This window comes from Deltaproteobacteria bacterium (assembly GCA_016709225.1).
GTDB lineage: Bacteria > Myxococcota_A > Polyangia > Nannocystales > Nannocystaceae > Xiheibacterium > Xiheibacterium phototrophicum.
On record JADJEE010000012.1, the window covers coordinates 2873062 to 2892241 of the forward strand.

14 protein-coding genes are annotated in these 19180 nt (G+C 71.7%); 8 read left to right on the plus strand and 6 right to left on the minus strand.

Annotation, left to right across the window (positions count from 1 at the left end; all coding sequences use genetic code 11):
* Nucleotides 1–10: 10 nt before the first annotated feature.
* The 5 genes from IPH07_36925 to IPH07_36945 are packed head-to-tail and all read left to right on the plus strand — an operon-like array spanning nt 11 to nt 6619.
* Nucleotides 11–1489: a hypothetical protein gene (locus tag IPH07_36925; GenBank protein MBK6923030.1), complete on the plus strand. Its 1479-nt coding sequence runs from the start codon at nt 11–13 to the stop codon at nt 1487–1489.
* A gap of 22 nt (nt 1490–1511) precedes the next feature.
* Nucleotides 1512–2072, plus strand: coding sequence for a sigma-70 family RNA polymerase sigma factor (locus IPH07_36930; GenBank protein MBK6923031.1), 561 nt, complete (start codon nt 1512–1514; stop codon nt 2070–2072).
* Nucleotides 2057–2644, plus strand: coding sequence for a hypothetical protein (locus IPH07_36935; GenBank protein ID MBK6923032.1), 588 nt, complete (start codon nt 2057–2059; stop codon nt 2642–2644). Before IPH07_36930 ends, IPH07_36935 begins: the two co-directional genes overlap by 16 nt.
* Nucleotides 2644–5445, plus strand: coding sequence for a serine/threonine protein kinase (locus tag IPH07_36940; protein ID MBK6923033.1), 2802 nt, complete (start codon nt 2644–2646; stop codon nt 5443–5445). Before IPH07_36935 ends, IPH07_36940 begins: the two co-directional genes overlap by 1 nt.
* A gap of 43 nt (nt 5446–5488) precedes the next feature.
* A complete protein-coding gene (locus tag IPH07_36945) occupies nt 5489–6619 on the plus strand; it encodes a hypothetical protein (GenBank protein ID MBK6923034.1) in 1131 nt (376 codons plus the stop codon).
* A gap of 43 nt (nt 6620–6662) precedes the next feature.
* On the opposite strand, the gene IPH07_36950 is transcribed toward IPH07_36945, so the two are convergent.
* From IPH07_36950 to IPH07_36965, 4 genes are all read right to left on the minus strand, one after another.
* On the minus strand, nt 6663–7589 hold the full coding sequence (locus IPH07_36950; protein MBK6923035.1) for a hypothetical protein: 927 nt from the start codon (nt 7587–7589) through the stop codon (nt 6663–6665).
* Nucleotides 7586–7912: a hypothetical protein gene (locus IPH07_36955; protein ID MBK6923036.1), complete on the minus strand. Its 327-nt coding sequence runs from the start codon at nt 7910–7912 to the stop codon at nt 7586–7588. Before IPH07_36955 ends, IPH07_36950 begins: the two co-directional genes overlap by 4 nt.
* A gap of 69 nt (nt 7913–7981) precedes the next feature.
* Entirely contained in the window at nt 7982–9685 is a 1704-nt protein-coding gene (locus IPH07_36960; protein MBK6923037.1) for a hypothetical protein, read from the minus strand.
* Entirely contained in the window at nt 9670–10545 is an 876-nt protein-coding gene (locus IPH07_36965; protein MBK6923038.1) for a hypothetical protein, read from the minus strand. The genes IPH07_36960 and IPH07_36965 overlap by 16 nt, the downstream gene beginning before the upstream one ends.
* Before the next feature lie 265 nt (nt 10546–10810).
* On the opposite strand from IPH07_36965, the gene IPH07_36970 reads away from it, so the two are divergent.
* Nucleotides 10811–11260 (plus strand): hypothetical protein, encoded by a 450-nt coding sequence (locus tag IPH07_36970; GenBank protein ID MBK6923039.1) that lies wholly within the window; start codon nt 10811–10813, stop codon nt 11258–11260.
* Between the two features lie 3 nt (nt 11261–11263).
* Here the strand turns inward: IPH07_36970 and IPH07_36975 are convergent, their stop codons facing one another.
* Together IPH07_36975 and IPH07_36980 are read right to left on the minus strand one after the other, a co-directional pair.
* On the minus strand, nt 11264–11674 hold the full coding sequence (locus IPH07_36975) for an acyl-CoA thioesterase (protein ID MBK6923040.1): 411 nt from the start codon (nt 11672–11674) through the stop codon (nt 11264–11266).
* A gap of 77 nt (nt 11675–11751) precedes the next feature.
* Nucleotides 11752–12600, minus strand: coding sequence for a hypothetical protein (locus IPH07_36980; protein MBK6923041.1), 849 nt, complete (start codon nt 12598–12600; stop codon nt 11752–11754).
* Nucleotides 12601–12653: 53 nt separating this feature from the next.
* Here IPH07_36980 and IPH07_36985 point away from each other — a divergent pair, with 53 nt between their 5' ends.
* A complete protein-coding gene (locus IPH07_36985) occupies nt 12654–15947 on the plus strand; it encodes a hypothetical protein (GenBank protein MBK6923042.1) in 3294 nt (1097 codons plus the stop codon).
* A 118-nt stretch (nt 15948–16065) separates the two neighbouring features.
* A complete protein-coding gene (locus IPH07_36990; GenBank protein MBK6923043.1) occupies nt 16066–19179 on the plus strand; it encodes a hypothetical protein in 3114 nt (1037 codons plus the stop codon).
* The last annotated feature ends 1 nt before the right edge of the window (nt 19180 follow it).

Sequence of the window (19180 nt, forward strand, 5' to 3'; positions counted from 1 at the left end):
GCCATCACCCATGTCCGAGGACGCGCCGTGGCCGGCGCGCGATACCCCGATGGATCTGCGAGCCCTGCCCTGCTGCTTTGCCATGGCCTGTGTCGTCCAGAGCGGGCCCGAGCCTGTCGGCGACCCGTCCGGCGCCGACGAGAGCTCGTCGGACGACGGCTCGAGCACGGTCGCGAGCAGCGACACCGCCACGAGCACGAGCGATGGCGGCAGCGCAGACTCGAGCTCGAGCGACGACGACGGCATCGTCGAGGACTGTCCGATACCGACCGCCGGGCCGACGATGCATCCCGGCGACAACGTCGAAGAGGCGCAGGTATGGACCGCCGACGGCAGCCCGCACCTGCTGCCCTACGATTTCACGATCCACGCGCCTGTGCTCGTCGAAGCCTGTGCGCGCGTGCAGCTCGGCAAGAACGTCATGCTCACCATCGGTGCCGGCGGCTCGCTCGTCGCCGACGGCACCGAGCAGCAACCGGTGGTCATCGAGCGGCTCGACGAAGCGCCTTGGAGCACCATCCGCACGCTCGGGGGCGAGGTGCAGCTGTTCTACACGCGCATCGAAGGCGGCGGGGCAGTGGGCAACAGCTTGCCCGATCTCACCGGCGCGCTGCTGTTGCGTGCACCGTTGGGCATCACCACGCCCACCGACGTCGCACGCCTGCACTACGTGCAGATCCTCGGCTCCGAGGCGGCGGGCCTGCGCATCGACGGTGCCGCGTCGATCTGGGCCGACTCCGCCGACCTCGTCATCAGCGGCGGTGCATCGCACCCGATCAGCGCGTCCGCGACGATGGTGTCGGCGATCCCCGAGGGCACCTACACCGGTAACGCCGACGATCGCATCGTGCTGACCACGGCCAACACCGAGACCATCTACACCGACGCGACCATCTTCGATCGCGGCGTGCCCTACCTCGTCGGCCAGCCCGGCCAAGTCGGCGAGCTACGTGTGCAGGGCAACCAAGCCGGGCTCGCCGTACTCACCATCCAGGCGGGCGTCGAGCTGCAGTTCCAACAAGACGGTGTGCTCACCGTCGAACACGCGACCGGCGATGCCCCGGCCACCGGTGCGCTGGTGGCGTTGGGCACCGCCGACGATCCGATCGTGTTCACCTCGGCGTCCGAACACCCCGCCGCCGGGGACTGGCTCGGGGTCTACTTCGGCGGCAGCCCCGACCCGCTCGACGCGCTCGATCACGTCCGGATCGAGTACGCCGGTGGTGCCAGCTCGAGCGGCTCGAACTCCTGCATGTACCCCGGTGAGCCGATCAATGATGCCGCGATCCGCATCTTCGGCCAGCCCGCGGGGGCGTTCGTCACGAACAGCGAGATCATCGCGAGCGCGGCCCATGGCATCGATCGTGGCTGGCGCAGCGACACCGTGGTCGACCTCGCGCCTGGCAACGCGTTCGACGTCGCCGGGTGCACACAGACCACTGCGCGCCGAGCCGACGGTGCCTGCCCAGACGTGGTGCCCTGTCCGTGAGAGGCTCGAAGCACCCGATTCGATGTCGATCACGACCCCCAGCGGTGCGACCGTGCAGGTCCCCGAGCTCGAGGCGATCTACCGCGAGCATCACACGTTCGTGTGGCGCAGCCTTCGTCGCTTGGGGGTCCCCGATGCCGATGTCGACGATCTCGTGCAGGAGGTCTTCGTCGTCGTGCATCGCCGACTCCCGGAGTTCGAGGGGCGCTCGGCGATCACGACGTGGCTGTTCGGGATCGCATTCCACGTCATGCAGGAGCACCGCCGTCGGGGTGCCGCGCGAGCACGCCGCGAAGAGCAGGCCGAGCTCGGCCGTCCGCCGACCGCACCCGATCGTAGCCTGTCGCGGGTCGAGGCGGTCGGCGTGCTCGACGACTTGCTCACGCGACTCGACGACGATCAGCGCAGCGTCTTCGTGATGGCCGAGGTCGCAAAGATGACTGCACCGGAGATTGCCGAGCTCACGGGTGCGAAGCTCAACACCGTCTACTCGCGCTTGCGTCTCGCTCGGCGCTCGTTCGACGCGGTGCTCGATCGCTTCCTCGCCCAGCGCAAAGGAGAACTGCCGTGGATGACGAGCTGAGCGAGCGCGCACGCAAGCTCGTCGAGCTGGCCATGGCGCAGGACCTGCCACCCGTGTCGGTCGTCGAGGACAGCTGGGGCATGGTGGTGTCGCGCGTGACCGCCGACACCGAGCGTGCGCCCGCCAGCGTCGCCGACCCGAGGCCCGCGCGGCGGGGCGCATTGCGCATCGGGTTCGCCGTGGCCGTCGTCGCTGCGATCGCCGTCGTCGCCGGACTCGCGCTGCGTCCGCCCCCGGTCGTCGCGCCCGTGCCGGCGCCGGTGCGCGCGACGCCGCCACCGCTCGACGTCGCGGAGACCACCGCGCCGAAGCCCTCCACCGCGGGGATGCTCGATGATGCCGAGGCCGCAGTCGCGATCTCGCCGGCGCGCGCGCTCGAGCTCGTCGATCGCCACGCAGAGCTCGCACCCACGAGCGAGCCCGAGCGTCGCATGGTGCTGCGCATCGAAGTGCTCTGCGCGCTCGATCGGGCCGAGGAAGCACGGGCCGAGGCCACGGCCTTCCTGGCGGAGTCGCGCGCCGAGCCGTGGCGAGCTCGCGTGCGAGCGAGCTGCGCCGGAGCTGCGCCGTGATGCCCAACCGCATCGGCCGCTACCTCGTGCTCGAGGCGCTCGGCAGCGGCGGCATGGGGGTGGTGCTGCGCGCCCGTGATCCCGAGCTCGATCGCGACGTCGCCATCAAGATCGTTCGGATCTCCGCGCTCGCGCTCGCGCGCAACGAGTCGGCCCGCGCGCGTCTGCTCGCCGAGGCGCGCGCGCTCGCCCGCATCTCGCATCCCAACGTCGTCGCGGTCTACGAGGTCGGCATGCACCGAGGCGATGTCTACCTCGTGATGGAGCTCGTCGATGGGGTCGACCTCGACACCTGGCTGCGGGCGGGCCCGCGCAGCATCGGGGAGATCGTGCAGATCTGGATCGCGGTCGCACGCGGGCTCGCGCGCGTGCACGCGGCCGGCCTCGTGCATCGCGACGTCAAGCCGCCCAACATCTTCGTCGCCAACGACGGCACGGTGAAGATCGGAGACTTCGGGATCGCGCGCTCGACCACCGAGCAGCCACGCGCGCAGGTGGAGGGCGAAGATCTCGTCGCCGAACTCCAGCTCGATACCACCGCGCTCACCGCTGAGGGCCGCGTGGTCGGCACGCCGGCATACATGGCCCCGGAGCAGCACCAAGGCGGCGAGGTCGGGCCCGCGGCCGATCAGTACGCGCTGGCGGTCGCGCTGTACGAGGCGCTGTGGGGCCAGCGTCCCTTCCGCGTGGATGCAAGGCGGCTGCTCGCGGCGAAGCACCGTGGCGTGACGATTCCGTCGCGCGGCCGCAGGCCGCCGCGCTGGCTCGTCGCCATCGTCGAGCGCGGCCTCGCGGTGGATCCCGACGATCGCTTCGCCTCGATGGACGCGTTCGCCGAAGCCCTGGCGCACGCTCCTGCGCGGGGTCGCCGTCGCACACTTGCGCTGGTCGGTGGCGGACTCGCGCTCGCGGGTGTCGCCGTGGCGCTCGCGCGCGAGCCCGGCGTGTGCGAGCCAGACGACGATGCGCTCGCGGGCGCGTGGGACCCAGCGACACGCGCGGCGGTCGAGCGCGCCTTCCTCGACAGCACCCGGCCATGGGCCCCGGCCTCGTGGGCGCGCGCGCACGTGCAGCTCGACGCCTATGCCGAGGCGTGGGCCGCCATGCATCGCGACGCCTGCCTGGCCGCGCGCGTACGCGGTGATGACAGCGACGCGATGCTCGATCGCCGCATGGCCTGCCTCGCGGTGCGTCGCCGAGGGCTCGCGGCGGTCGCCGGGCTACTCGCGAGCGGCGACGACGATGCGATCGACCACGTGCTCGACTTGCTCGCCGGCCTGCGTCCGATTGCGACCTGCGGCGATCCGGTTGCACTGACCGCTGCGGTGGCGCCGATGGATGATGTCGTCGCGGTGGAGGCCGTGCGCACGCAGCTTGCTCGTGGGCGTGCGTTGTCGGACGCGGGGCGCCATCCCGATGCGTTGCGCGTGGCCGAGGACGCCAGCATTGGTGCCCGCGCGCTCGACTACCCGCCGCTGCTCGTCGAGGCGCTCGCGTTCGAGGGGCACGAGCGGCTACGACTGGGTCCGATCGATGACGGTCGTACGACGTTGGAGGTGGCGCTCTGGCAGGCGATCGCGATCGGGCACGACGAGGTCGCCGTCGACGCCGCCACCGACCTGGCGTGGGTCGCAGGTCAGTACGATCGCTCGCTGCCCGATGCCGTGCGCTGGGCCGAGCTCGCCACCGCGAGCTGGCAGCGCGCCGGTCATGCCGACGCCATCGCTGCGCTGGCGATCGACAACGCCCTGGGCACCGCGCAGCTGCAGACGGCGCACATCGACGATGCGATGGCGAGCTTCGAGCGTGCGCTCGCTCGTGTCGCCGATCTGCCGGATGCCGTGGTCGCTCGTGCCGATGCCCGTCACAACCTCGCACGCGCGTGGTTCGAGCGCGGCGATCTCGAGCATGCCCGCGCGGTGCTCGAGCCGGCGATTGCCGAGCTCGCGGCCGTGCTGGGCGAGCATCATCCACGGGTCGCCACGATGCGCGGTACGCTGGCGCAGGTGGTCGGCTCGGCGGGTGAGCACGAGCTTGCGGTCGAGCTGTTCGAGGCGGAGGTCGAGTCGCTGCGGGCCGCGATGGGCGACGATGCCCTCGCGGTGGCGAACGCCCGCACCAACCTCGGGGTATCGCTCGGCCGCGCGGGCCGCACGGCCGAAGCGATCGCGGTCACCGAACTCGCGCTCACCGCGTTCGAGCGCGCGGGTGACGATGGCGGTGCGGCGACCTGCCTGGGCAATCTCGCCGACGACCTGCTGCAGCAAGGCATCAACGACGCCGCGGCCGCGCGCTTCTTGCGGGCGCTCGCGCTGCTCGAGGGGATGTACCCCGAAGGCCACCCCGATCTCCTCTATCCGTTGGTCGGGATCGGGCGCGTGCGCATGGCCCAGCATCGCTTCGCCGAGGCGCTCGCGAGCTTCGAGCGCGCCGACAGCATGATCGTGCGCGTCGTCGGCAGCTCAGCCCATGCGCGTGGGCTCGCGCTGGATGGTCGCGCGCGGGCCCTGGTCGCGCTCGGCCGCCACCACGACGCGGCTGCAGTCTTCGACGAGCAGGTCGTGGTGCTGCGCGCGGCCTCCGACGCGTTGCCCGACGAGCTGCCCCACGCGCTGCTCCAGCGCTGCGAGTCGTTGCGCAGCGCGAGCCGCTTCGACGAAGCGCTGCGCGATTGCGACGAGGCGCTCGCGCTGACCGACGCACCTGGGCTCGAGGTGCTGCACGAAATCGCGGTCGATGAGCGCGAGAAGACGCGCGTCGGCCTGAGCGAGGCCGACACCCACCGGCCCCCCCGTCGCTGACGATTCCGTGACGGATCGTTGGGTCCGGGTGTCACCCATCGCCATGAACGGCCACCGATTGCTCTTCGTGCTGTGTTGCTCGACCGCTTGCGACCTCGGGACGGCAAGCAACGACGACGATCCGATCGCAGGCGAGAGCGACGGCGGCGATCCGAGCGGCGTATCCACCCACGACACCGCCGGGGCCGACGACACCGGCACCGCTGGCGCCGACGACACCGGCACCGCCGGGGTCGACGACACCGGCACCGTTGGGGGCGACGCGCTGCCCGACTCCGTGCTGATGTACCTGCACGACGACGGCAGCTGGGCCCAGAGCGTCCACGCTTACGACGTCGCCACCGACCAGACCTGGCTCGTCACCGACCTCGGCGGCGACACGCAGATCCGGTCGCTCGCGATCCATCCCGATCGAACCACCGTCGCGCTCGCCGCCTACTACGCCTCGGCAACGCCAGACGAGAGCGAAGGTATCTGGCGGGTGCCGGTCGGTGGCGGAACGCCCGAAGCGATCATGGATCCCATTCCCGGTGAGGGCGCGGCCCAGGACCTCGCCGATCTCGCGTTCGATCACGACGGTTCGGAGATCTGGTTCACCTACTCCAACGAGAACGGTGGTAGCGCGATCGGTCGCGCCGCGCAGGGCGGCGTGCCCGAGATCTTCGGCGATGCCAACGCGGGCTGCATCTCCACGCACGCGCCGTCGCCGAGCCCGACCGGCGCCGAGCTCCTGGCGCTGCGCGACGGTTGCTCCGACGCCGCAGCCGAGGGGCTCGTGGCGCACGCGCTGCCCCCGAGCGGCGCCGGCCAGGTCGTGGTACCCATCGGCGACATCTACGAGTTCGGCGGCGCGCCATCGCAGTGGTCAGCGGACGGCTCTGCGGTGATGTTCGTGCTGTCGACGCGCATCGACGTCGACGGCGACGGAATCTACGACGGCCAGGGCGACACGCTGGTCGCGATGGACACCGCGAGCGGACAGTTCTTCGAGGTCATTCCCGCCGCGATCGGCCAGTTGATCCACCGCTTCGCGCTCTCGCCCGACGAGCTCGGCATCGCGCTGTGCATGGGCAGTGCGAACGGGCGCGACCTGGTGTTGCTCGATCTGCACGGCGAGTCTGCAACCTATCGGCAGCTGACCGATGATGGCGCCAGCTGCCACATGGCGTGGTGACGTCGAGGCATCGCCGCGCCCTGCGGCCCTCCAGGCGTCGCGATCAGAACGCAGCCTGCAGCCCGATCGAGCCCCCGAGATCGAAGTCTCGCTTGGGCGTGAGCGGCACCTGCATGGCGGCGTTGATGGCCCCCCACGGCGCGAACGACCACGCGACGCCGACGGTGGCGTAGAGCGAGGTCGAGCCCACTTCGCGGGCGAGCTCGGTGACGCGACCCTCGCGGCAGAAGCTGGCGCCGCCGTGGGGTGCTCGACACCAGCTCGCCAGGCGCACGGTCGCGAGCAGCCCGGCGGACGGCGCGAGTGTGCCGAGGCCGCGACGCGTGCGGGTCGGATCGCGTCGCACCCAGCGGCGCGCGTGCGAGCCCAGCTTCACGCCACCCTGGGCGCCCGCGCCGAGATCGATCGCGGTGCCGGCGGGTCGGGTCTCGATCGGCAAGGTGCCGAGCACCTGCCAGAACGGATGCACGTGGCGGACGTCGTGCGTACGGGTGAAGACCACGTAGGGCGCGGCGATCCAGGTCTTGCCGGGATCGACGCTGAACGTGACGGTGCGGGTGGGGAAGGTCGCATTGACGCCGAAGCTGAGCACGCGGTGGAACAGCTTGTCGGCGTGCAGCGTGACGCGCGTGAGCACGCGCAGGTTGCCGAGCCCCACCTTCGTGCGTTGGGCATCCTCGTCGATGATCTGCAGCGGCACCTGGGCGCCGAACGAGAACCAAGGATGCGGCGCGTACTCGCCCAGCAGCGAGGTGACGTAGGCGGAGTGGGGCGCGAGACTGTTGCGCTTGGTGCGGGACAGCTCCTGCAGCAGCATGATGCGCGAGACCGCGGCCCCGGTGCCGCCGCCCAGGGTGTTGAGGTTGCGGACTGCTTCCGAGGCGCCGTGGCCGGGCACATGATCCGCGCGCGCGGTCGTCGGTGCGAACGCCAGCGCGAGCGGCACGATCGCGGCGAGTGGTCGCTTCATCGACGCGGCTCCCGGACGATGTGGCAGCCGACGCAGCCGCGGCGATCGGTGATCATCCACGCTGCCACGATCGGCGCCATCGCGCGGGCGCGCAGCCCCGGGTCGGCGCGCAGCTCGTACTCGCTGGGGTGGCAGGCCATGCAGGTCTCGTCGGTCGCTCGCGGCGACACGCCAGCATGGTGCTCGCGCGCGCGCAGACGGGGCGCGAACGCGGGCAGGCACGCACCCACGATCGCCAGCACGACGAGCGCCGCGGCGATCGATCGACCGTGGCGTGCGGGGCGTCGTGGGTGCTCGGGCGGCATCGCGTGCGGGGCGAGCATGCCGTGGTCCGTCCTCGCTGCGCACCCCCGTTCGTGGGGCGGATTTTCGCACCGCGGACTGGCCCCGGCTCAAGGCGGGTGCTGCGGCTCGACCAGCTCGAAGATGGTCACGCCCGCGTCGTCGTCGCGCAAGCGCAGCCTGAGCCCGAGCTCGCGTCGTCGCGCGGCGTCGAGCCCGTCGATCGCGCTGCCATCGTGTGCGACCACGAAGCGGGTGTGGATCATCCGCAGTGCGAGCGTCCCGCGGGCGTCGGGCAGCTGCCGCACCGCGCGGGCGGTTCGCACGTACAGCGGCGGGAAGAAGCTCGAGTAGCCGTTGACCAGCGGGTGGCCGTGGTCGAGCGCACGCAACATCTGACCGGTGGCGTCCGCGTGCTCGCACACGTCACCGCCGGCGGGGAACGGCAGCACCGCGATCGCGCCGGGCTCGGCCTCGTGCCGCAGCCAGCGCTGCCACGCGGTGTCGTGATCCGGCAACGGGATCCACTTGGGCGGCGGCGGCACCAGCTCGAGCAACGCCCACGCGCCGAACACCACCACGGCGAGCCGGGGCCAACGACGCTGGCTGGCCCGCGCGCGCACCCACGCGAGGTGCAGAGCGAGCATCGTGAGGGCGATCACCGCGAGCTGGGCGAAGGCGACGGCGCGGAAGCTCGCACGCACGTGCTCGAGCCCCGGCACGATCGCCGCGAGCGAGCTCTGTGGCGACCACCCGGCGATCACCACCCGCGGTAGCACGGCGAGCCCGACACTGGCGATCGCCACGCCCGCCAGCAGCCCCGCGGGCCGACGCCACCGTCGTCGGCGCAGGCCCAGGCCGAGCCCCGCAACCGCGAGCAGCGTGCGCAACGGGCCCGGATCGAGCGCGCGCTCGCCGAATCGACGCGCGAGCATGCGCCGTGGCACCGGCTCGACCGGCGACCACGGCACGCGCGCGAGCTGCCACGCCGTCGCCGCGCCATAGTCCTGCACGCGCTCGCTGCGGGACAGCGCGAAGCCGGCGAGCACGTGGCGTTGGTGCATCGCGACCGGCAGCACGCCGGCGCCGCCGATCGCGATCGCGAGGCACAGCCCACCCCACTGCGCACGAGCGAGCCGCGGCCACGGCGTCGCGATCGCCACCGCTGGAATCGCGGCCATCACCGCGAACAACGTCAGCTGCGCACAGCAGCCGTAGCCCACGACGACCGCGGCGCCGAGCTCGAGCCCGGCTCGCCACGGCCGACCCGCGCGGACGAGCACGAGGTCCGACACCGCGGTCATCGCCCACAGCGCGGGCCACAGTGACAGCAGGGCGAGCACGCCGAGCTCGAGCTGCGTGAACGGCAGCATCACGACGATCGCACCGCCCAGCATCGCCGGCGTCTGCGAGATCCGCAGGTGCAGCAGCAGCCGCCGCAGGAACCACCCGTTGGCGACCAGCGAGCCCAGCACCAGCGCGTCGACGCAGGTCGCCAGCGGTGCGCCGACGGCGTGCAGCGGCCACACCAACAGCGATAGCACCGGCATCGCCTCCGACAGCACGAACGCGCCGCGCACCGGGTGGAAGATCGGTGCGTCCCAGTAGCCAACGAACAGCGCATCGATGCGCGACAGGCCCCAGCCGATCGCCCACGCCATCGCGTTGGGCACGGTGTCACAGGGCTCGTTGCCGGCGATGATGTGGCGATCGAGCTCGGCGATGCGCGGCCGCAGGATCCACGTCGCGATCGCGGCGTAGCCCAACAGCACCCACGGCGCGACGCCGATCCGCCGCGCTACTGCGCCTGGCAATCGGCGAGCTTGTGCACCCACGTGCGGAAATCTCCATAGGCGCCGTCCTCGGCGTCGAGGAACTTGTCGCCCCCGCCGTGCTCGACGCCCCCGATGCTCTCCGCCAGCGGCTTGAGCAGCAGCTTGCTCTGATCCGGATTCGCCAGATCGACCAGGCCCAGCGACTGCACCTGATGCATCGACTGCACGGCACCCAGCGCACAGTCGCCCTCGATGATCCACCGCGGCGCGTCCTCGGGGTCGCCGGGCTTGCTGGCGTAGTGGCAGGGATAGCAGCGGCCTCGCCAGGTGTAGACCAGCGCCGCGAAGGCGTCCTCGAGCGTGCGATCGCTGCAGTCGCCCGGGTCGGTCCAGCCGCGTGGTGGCAGGTCGTGGCCCGACGGTGGGGTCTCACAGGTGCCCTGCACGGGGCTGTCGCCGCAGGGGTTGTCGACCGGCTCGCACACCGAGCTGCCGCACTCGGCGTGGAAGCGGATCCACTCGAGCACGCCGTCGTGCTCCTGCTGCAGCACCTCCTCGGTGATGAGCGCGCTGTCGGGCTCGCCGCGGAGGATCCACGTCAGCACCACACTGCTCTCGGGCTGTTCGAGGTCGACGATGCCGGACTCGGCCATGCACGCGATCGTCGTGCACTCGTCGGCGCTCTTGCTGTAGAGGCCGAGGTCGATGCCGGCCAGGTGGCATTGGTTGCAGGCCGACTTGTTGCCGTCGATCAACAGCGGCGCGATGCGGTCGTCGAACAAGCTCAGTCGGCTCGCATCGCTGCAGCTGCGCGGCACCTCGTCGCCGGGCTCCTCGCCGCAGGCAGCGAACCCGAGGCCCAGGCAGACTCCGATGGCGATGGCGCGAAGCGATGGCACGCGATCATGGCTAGCACCCGCGTCGGGCCGCGAGCAATCGCGGGAATTGCCGCGACACGGGAGCGGGAGCGCAAGCCGGGAGGCCGCGCGCCGCCGTCCCGTCGCGTGTCGTAGCGCCTGCGCAAATTGACCGCAGAGTTCGCGAGGACGCGTCGCTACGGCCACCGCCCGTGAACTCTGGCGCTGCGCCGCGGCGCGCGATGAAGGGGACTCCCGGGGGCCACGAGGCTTGCCTGTGCCGCGGGTCGTCGGGCACCGTGCGGCCATGATGTCGACCCCCGCACCGCGATTGCGCAACCTCCTGCTCGTCTTTGGGTCCGTCGCTGCGCTCGCGCTGGCGTGCAAGCGTGACGATGGCGGCACCGACACGGCCGCCGAGCACGGTGGCGCGGAGCACGGCGGCGCGGAGCACGGCGCCGCGGAGCACGGCGCCGCCGACAGCCACGATCACTCGGTCGACACCGATGCGATGGACCCCGCGGTGATCTACTGCAGCTGTGTGCTCGCCAACTGCCACGAGCCCTACCACACAAAGTGGGGCGAGGACGAAATCGCCGCCGAGACCGCGTGCCTCGCCGAGGCCAACGCGCTGCCGAGCAACGGCGGCCCCACCGAGATGGGCAACTTCATCGAGTGCCGCCAGCACTTCTGCGACATGGCGGCGGCCGACCCGATGGTCTGCACCAACGCGCTCGGCGACGCCGTCTGCATGTGATCGCTAGACGCCCAGGCGCTCGCGCAGGATTGCCGGCACGTCGAAGAGCAGCTTGCCCGCGGCATCGGTGACCACGAGCACCGTGTGCGCGCGGGCGGCCTGGCGCGCGGTCGTCAGGTTGTGCACGTCGTAGGCGATGTACAGCCGTTGCTCCCACTCGCGCAGCCACGCGGTCGTGCGCACGCGATCGCGGAACCGCAGCGGCGCCACGTGCCGGCAGCGCACGTCGGTGACGTACATGCGATGGCCGGTCGCGACCAACTCCTCACCGTCGAGGCCGAGCGGCGAGAGCATCGCCGTGCGCGCAACGTCCATGTACTTGAGGTAGTTGCCGTGCCAGACCACCCCGAGTGGGTCGCAATCGAAGAACGGCACCGAGCTCTCGACGACGGTGGGGTGCAGACGCGGGGCCAACGCGGGGGTGACCATAGCATCGTGCGCGCGCGCGCGCGGGCGCTGACTCTCGCACCACGGAGCTTCACCACGGGTGGTCAGCGGCGGGCCTTGGCGCCGCCGGCATCGACGATGATCGGGATGCCGGCCTTGTCGGTGGGCACGAAGAAGTAGTTCGAGTCGCGGCTGTCGAACGCCTTGAGCTGCAGGTAGCGCGGCGTCAGTGTGGCTTGGATGGCGTCCTGCGCCTCCGCCTGGGCCTTGCCCCGCAGCACGATCGCCTGGGCCTCGCCCTCGGCCTCGATGCGGGTGGCGTCGGCGCGGCCCTGGGCGCTGGTGCGTGCGATGTCGGCGTCGCGTGCGGCGATGTCGACCTCGTACTTCTTCTGCTCCGACTGCTGACGGGTCGCGATCTTGCGCGAGATCGCCTGCGTCACGGTGTCGTCGTAGTCGATGTGGCGGATCGCGATCTGGTCGATGTCGACGTGGATCTGGCTGGCGATCTTCTGCAGCTCTTCGCGGACCTTCTGCTCGATGACCGGGCTCTCGGTCGCGAGGTTGTTGTGCAGGTGGTGCGAGAACTCGGCGCGGACCAACGTGATGAGCGCGGGGCCGATGCGCTTCTGGTAGAAGTCGTGGCCGACCTCGGTGTGGAGCTTGTACAGCTCGGGCGCGCGGGCGTGGTAGGTGACGGTGACGGTGACCGGCACGTGGAGGTTGTCGGCCGTGAGACCGTGGATGACCTCCTCGGAGTGCTGCGAGGTCACGTCGTAGATCACGAGCTTGTTCCACGCCCACAGCGGGTAGTAGCCGGGCCCCAGTACATCGTCGCGGAAGGCAGGGTTTCGCAGGGCGCGGTACTTGAGGCCGGCCTCGCCGGGTCGAATGCTGTGACCGCAGCCGACCGCGGCCGCGAGGAGTACGAGCGCGAACATCGAGCGTGCCATGGTGTGGCTATGCCACGACGACGAGGATCGTGCGGCCTCCACGACGGCGCTGATTGGCGTCGGCGCGTCGTTTCGACGCGATCCAGCGCTCGGTGCAGCGGCCCCAGTCGAGCCGTGCGTTAATCGACGACGTGCGACGGTCCCCCGCGTGGCTGCTGGTCCTCTCGGTTGCGTGCGGCCGCGCCGAGGATCCACCCGTGTCCGCGACCGCGAGTGTCGCCGACCCGCACGAACCGCCGCCCGTCGTCGCGGCCGTCGGCACACCGACGCGGCAAGAGATCCGCCCGGCGCCCCCCGAGGTCGCCCTCGCGTGGGTGCGTCCGAATGCGTGTCCCGACCTGGGCCCGATCTCGCTGACCAGCAGCGACGGTGCAGGCCTGCGCTTGGCGGAGCTCGATGCCCACGCGGTGATCGAAGGGCCGCTGGCGTACACGGAGCTGAAGCTCGGCTTCGACAACCCCGAGGCGCGCGTGCTCGAGGGCCGCTTCGCCATCGTGCTGCCGCCGGGGGTCGCGCTCAGCCGCTTCGCGGTCGCGCACGGCAACGCGTGGCGCGAGGGCGAGGTCGTCGAGCGTGCACGTGCGCAGCAGGCGTACGAGGACAGCCTGCATCGCGGCGAGCGACCGGCGCTGCTCGAGGGCGGTGGCGGCAATCGCTTCGAGGCGCGCGTGTTCCCCATCGAGGCCGGGGCGCGGCAGCAGATCGTGGTGGGGTGGTCGCAGGCGCTGGCCTCGACTGCCGAGCCCTACGTGCTGCCGGTGTGTGGATTGCCCAGGCTCGACCGGCTCGACGTCGACGTGCTGGTGCGGCGCCCCGACGAGCGCGACGCGGCGCTGCTGCAGCGGGTCGAGCTACACGAGCGCGACTACACGCCTGCGCTCGACCTCGAGCTGCGCACCGATGCGCTGCCGGCCCCGATGCTGCGCGCCGACGATCTCGTGGTCGCGCGTGTGGTGCCTGCGTTGACGCCCACGGACGAACCGCTGCGCGAGCTCGCGATCCTGTTCGACACCAGCGCCTCGCGTGCGCTCGACTTCGAGGGCCAGCTGTCGCGGCTGGCTGCGGTGCTGGCCGAGCTCGCGCGCCGACGCCCCGACGCCCACGTCGACGTGATCGCGTTCGACCAAGCGGCGGCATCGATCTTCGCCGGACCTGCGGCGGAGTTCGGCCCCGACGCGCTCGAACGTCTGCGCGCACGCGGACCGCTCGGCGCCAGCGATCTCGCGATCGGGTTGGCGGCCGTCGGACGCGCGTCGCGGGTGCTGTACGTCGGCGACGGCGTGTTCACGGCCGGGGCCACCTCGCGCGCCGCGGCCGTTGCGGCGCTCGGCGAGGCAGCGCGCGCGCACGGCATCGAGCGCTTCGACGCGCTCATCGACGGCGGCGTGCAGGATCGTGGGTTGCTGGAGGCGCTGACGCGCGGCGAGCTGCACCGTGATGGCGTCGTGCTCGACGCGCGGGTGAGCCCCGGGCACCTGGTCGATCGGCTCGAGCGCGCGACCGCCTCGGGCCTCGAGCTCGACGTCCCGGGTGCGTCGTGGTTCTGGCCCCACCGCGTCGATGGCATGCAGGCCGGCGACGCGCTGCTGGTGTGGGCTCAGCTCCCGCGAGATCGCGCGTTCGAGGTCCGCGTCGGTGACGTCGGTGTGATCGAGGCCGCGCTTGCGGTTGCGACCGTGCCGCGGCCGCTGCTGGCACGCGCCCACGCGGCGGTGAAGCTGGAGGCGCGCCTGGCCGAGCTGGCCGAGCTCGCCGCGCTCGGCGAGGACGCCGACCCGACGCGGATCGAGGCGCTGCAGCGCGAAGTCGTCGCGTTGTCGACGGGCCACCGCGTGGTGACCGATGCCACCGCGATGTTGGTGCTCGCCGACGCAGCCGCCTACGCCCGCTACGGGCTCGACCCCACTGCGCTCGCCGACGTGTTGACGGTCGGGCCCACCGGCATCGAGCTGATCGCCCGCGGTGGGCTGCCGGTCACCGCGGACGACGAGCCCGAGCCCGAGCCCGAAGCGCCCGAGCCACCGACGCGCGCGGCCGATCCCACGCCCACGCCATCAGGTGGCATCCCCGACGTCCGCAGCGACGACGCGCCACCGCGACCCGCGATCGAGCCGACCGTGCCCGGGCCGATCGTGCCCGGGCCGATCGTGCCCGGGCCGATCGTGCCCGGGCCGATCGCGCCGGGTTCGCCGGTGCCGGAGTCACCGGGTCCGAAGGCCGGCGATCGCGATCCACCGCGCAAGCCTGGCAAGCACGCACCGCCATCGCGACGCCCGGAGGACAAGGGCGCGACGACGCGCCCGCAGATGCCGGGGCGTTCGCCGCCGATCGTCACGGACGCGCCCCAGACCGATCCCCCACCGCCGCCGGCCGACACCGAGGAGCTCGCGAGCGACGCGGTGCTGCCGCGGCTCGATCCCCACGACGGTGAGTTCGCCGCGATCATGGGGCTGCTGCGGGCCGGTGATCGCGACGCGGCGCTCGAGTCGGCACGGGCGTGGCGATCGCGTGCGCCCGGCGACGTGCTCGCGGTGATTGCCCTCGGCGAGGTGCTCGAGGCCCGCGGCGACAGGTCCGGCGCGGCGCGGGCGTACGGCTCGATCATCGATCTCTTCCCGGGGCGCGCCGACCTGCGGCGCATGGCCGGCGAGCGTCTCGACCGCCTCGATACCGAGGGGCTCGCGCTCGCGATCGACACCTACGCGAAGGCGGTCGCACAGCGACCCGATCATGCCAGCGGGCATCGGGCGCTGGCGTACGCGCTGCTGCGGGCGGGGCGGCACGAGGAGGCGTTCGCGGCGATCCTCGCCGGGCTCGACCGCAGCTACCCGGGCGAGCGCCTGGCCGAGATCGAGTCCACCCTGCGCGAGGACCTCGGCCTCATCGCCGCGGTGTGGTTGGCGATCGATCCTGCCCGCGAGCCGAGCATCGCGCGTGCCGTGGGTGAGCACCACGCGAGCATCGATCATCGACGCTCGCTGCGTTTCGTCCTGGTGTGGGAGACCGACAACAACGACGTCGATCTGCACGTCTATGACGGCGCGCGCGAGCATGCGTTCTTCGGCCACCCCGAGCTCGCCAGCGGTGGCCAGCTGCATGGCGATGTCACGACCGGCTTCGGCCCGGAATCGTTCGTGGTGCCGGGCAACGCCACGGCGTTCCCGTATCGCATCGAGGCCCACTACTTTGCGCGCGGCCCGATGGGCTACGGCATGGGCAAGCTCGAGATCATCGAGCACGATGGCGCCGGCAAGCTCCACTTCGTCGAGCAGCCGTTCGTGCTGATGCGCGATGGTGCGGCCATCGAGCTGCTCGAGCTGACCGCCGCGCCCTCGACCCGGGGGTAGGCGCCCGGCGGATGCTCGTGCGGGCGGTTTCTTGTTCCGACGAGGGCCGCGGAACTTTGCTCGACGGGCTCTGTCCAGCCCCGACATCGTGCAGCGAAGCCATCGAACCACGTGTGCGGTGCTCGTGATGTTGGGTCTGGGCGCCTGCGCGCGCGCGGGCGATCCGCCGCTGTCGGCGGAGCCCGATCCGCCGGCCCGGGCGCCGGGCGCCGCGCTCGATCCGCTCGCCGACCCGGTGCGGGCCATCCTGCCCGACGACAGCCAGCTGGCCCGACGCAGCCTGCCCGCGGCGGAGGCCTCGCGACCGCCCGCACCGCTGTCGTTGACGGCGAGCGATGGCACGGGGCTGCGCCTGGTGTCGTTGCGGGCCCGCGCCGTGGTCGAAGGCCCGCTGGCGTTCACCGAGCTGCACCTCGAATTCGACAACCCCGCCGCGCGCACGATCGAGGGCCAGTTCACGATCGACCTGCCCGAGGGCAGCGCGATCTCGCGGTTCGCGATGCTCATCGGCGGTGAGTGGCAGGAGGGCGAGGTCGTCGAGCGGCAGGCCGCGCGCGTGGCCTACGAAGATTTCCTGCATCGCAAGCAGGATCCCGCGCTGCTGGAGAACCAGGCCGGCAATCGCTTCAGCGCGCGGGTGTTTCCGATCGCCGCCCATGCACGCAAGTCGCTCATCATCGCGTGGTCGCAGGCGCTGCCCGATTCCCGCGCGGCCTACCGGCTGCCGCTGTCGGGTCTGCCCGCCCTCGATCACCTGGAGCTCGACGTGCTCGCGGGCCAAGATGCCCACGCCGACGCTCAGGTGACGGCGGTGGAGTCGGTCGGCCAACGCCGACGCTACCTCGTGCGTCGGCGCGGTGGTGCGGCCCCGGAGGACTTCACACTGCGCGGCACCGCGGGCGCGTCGGTGTCGGGCTTGCGGCACGGCGGGCTCGCGGTCGCGCGTGTGCGTGCGCAGGGCGAGGTGCTGGCCGAGCCCATCTCGGCGCTCACGATTCTCTTCGACACCAGCGCCTCGCGCAGCCTCGGCTACGCGACGGCGGTGCGACGGCTGGGGGCCCTGGTCGCGCGACTGGGCGAGCAGGGCACGCGGTCGCTGCAGGTGATCGCGTTCGATCAGGATGCCGCGGTGGTCTTCGAAGGGCCGCCCGCGCAGTTCGGCGCGCCGGTGCTCGATCGTCTGTACAGCCGACGCGCGCTCGGAGCCTCCGATCTTCGCCGTGCGTTGCGGCGGGTCGCGGCCCGTGGACCCGAGTCGCGGGTCTTGCTGGTCAGCGACGGCATCGCCACCGCCGGTGGCGTCGAGCTCGACGGACTGCAGGCGGCGGTGCGAGAGCTGGGCGTGGCCGGGGTGGAGCGCATCGACGCGCTGGTCGATGGCGGCCTGCAGGACCGCGCGGTATTGCAGTCACTGACGACGGGCGTGCTGGAGCACCGCGGTGTGGTGCTCGACTCCGGCGATGATGCGGCCGCGCTGGCGCAGCGACTCGGCGCCGCGACGCTGCCCGATCTCACGGTCACCGTGCCGGGTGCCGACTTCTCGTGGCCGCAGACCGTACGGGGCGCGCAGCCGGGCGACGAGTTCCTCGTCTACGCCGATCTCGCGCCCGCGCAGGCGATGCGGGTGCTCATCGAAGGCGACACCGCGATCGAGGTCGCACCCGAGCTCACGGAGGTCGAGCGACCGCTGATCCAGCGCGCGCTCGTGGGCGCGCAGATCGAAGCCTTGACGGTGCAGCGCTCGGCCCTCGATGCCGCGGACGCAGCTGCGCGCGCACGGCTGGAGGAGCGCATCGTCGGGCTGTCGACCAAGCACCGCGTGCTCAGCGACTTCACGGCGCTGTTGGTGCTCGAGACCGAGGCGGACTACGAGCGCTTCCATCTCGATCGCCGTGCGCTCACCGACATCCTGCAGGTCGGTGCCCATGGCGTGGAGCTCGGCAAGCGTATCCCCTCGCGGTTGCCAGCACGGGACGCAACGCCCGCGCCGAAATCGATACTTCCGCCCGACGACGGCGACCTGTGGGGGAACCTCGAGGGCGCGGAGGTCGGCGAGTCGTACGGTCTGGGTGGCCTCGGGCTGGTGGGCACCGGCCGCGGTGGTGGTGGCGACGGTGCGTCCACGATTGGACTCTCGGTGGTGGGCAGCGGTGACGGAGGCGGGTCGAGCCGGCATCGCGGCGAGGAGGGCCGCATGGGTCGACCCAGCGACGACGACGACGCTCGGCCGCGCGTCGTCCCGGAGGTGGTGCGGCGCCAGCCGCCGCCCGCACCGCCGGCGCCGGCGTCCTCGCAAGGGGGACCGTACGAGGGCCGCATGGCCGAGATCATGGCGTTGGTCGACGATGGTCGCGATGCCGAGGCGCTGCGCGCAGCACAGCGCTGGCTCGACGAGGCGCCGGGCGACACCCTCGCGATCGTGGCGCTCGGCGAGTCGCTCGAGCGACTCGGCCGCCTCGTCGAAGCCGCACGCGTCTACGGGTCGCTCATCGATCTCTATCCTTCGCGTGCAGACATGCGCCGCTTCGTCGGCAATCGCCTCGACCGTCTCGCCGATGCCTCGGCGCACGAACTGGCGCTCGACACCTACGCGCAGGCGCTGCGACAGCGACCGGATCATCCCAACAGTCACCGCCACCTCGCGTGGGCCTATCTCCGCGCCGAGAGGCCCGATCTCGCGTTCGAGACCATCCTCGGCGCCCTCTCCCGCAGCTATCCGGAGGAGCGCTTCCGCGGTGTCGTCCGGGTGCTGCAGGAGGACGCGGGGCTCCTCGCCGCTGCGCTCCTGCGCCACGACCCCGAGCAGGCCGACGACATCCACGCGCGACTGCGTGAGGTCGGAGCGAAGCTCGCCACCGAACCATCGCTGCGCTTCGTGATGAGCTGGGAGACCGACAGCAACGACGTCGACTTCCACATCGTCGATGCCAACGGCGAAGAAGCATCGTTCCAGTCGCCGAGGCTCGTGAGCGGCGGCGAGCTCTTCGCCGATGTCACGACCGGCTACGGCCCCGAGTGCTTCGCGATCCCGGGGGCGCCCAACGCCTTCCCGTATCGCTTCCAGGCCCACTACTACGCCCGCGGACCGATGGGCTTCGGCATGGGCACGCTGCAGATCATCGAGCACGACGGTCGCGGTGGCTTCGGCTTCGACGACCGGCCGTTCGTCATCATGCGCGACCGTGCGACCGTCCAGCTGGGCCACCTCGCCGGCCCGCTCGGTACCCGCTGAC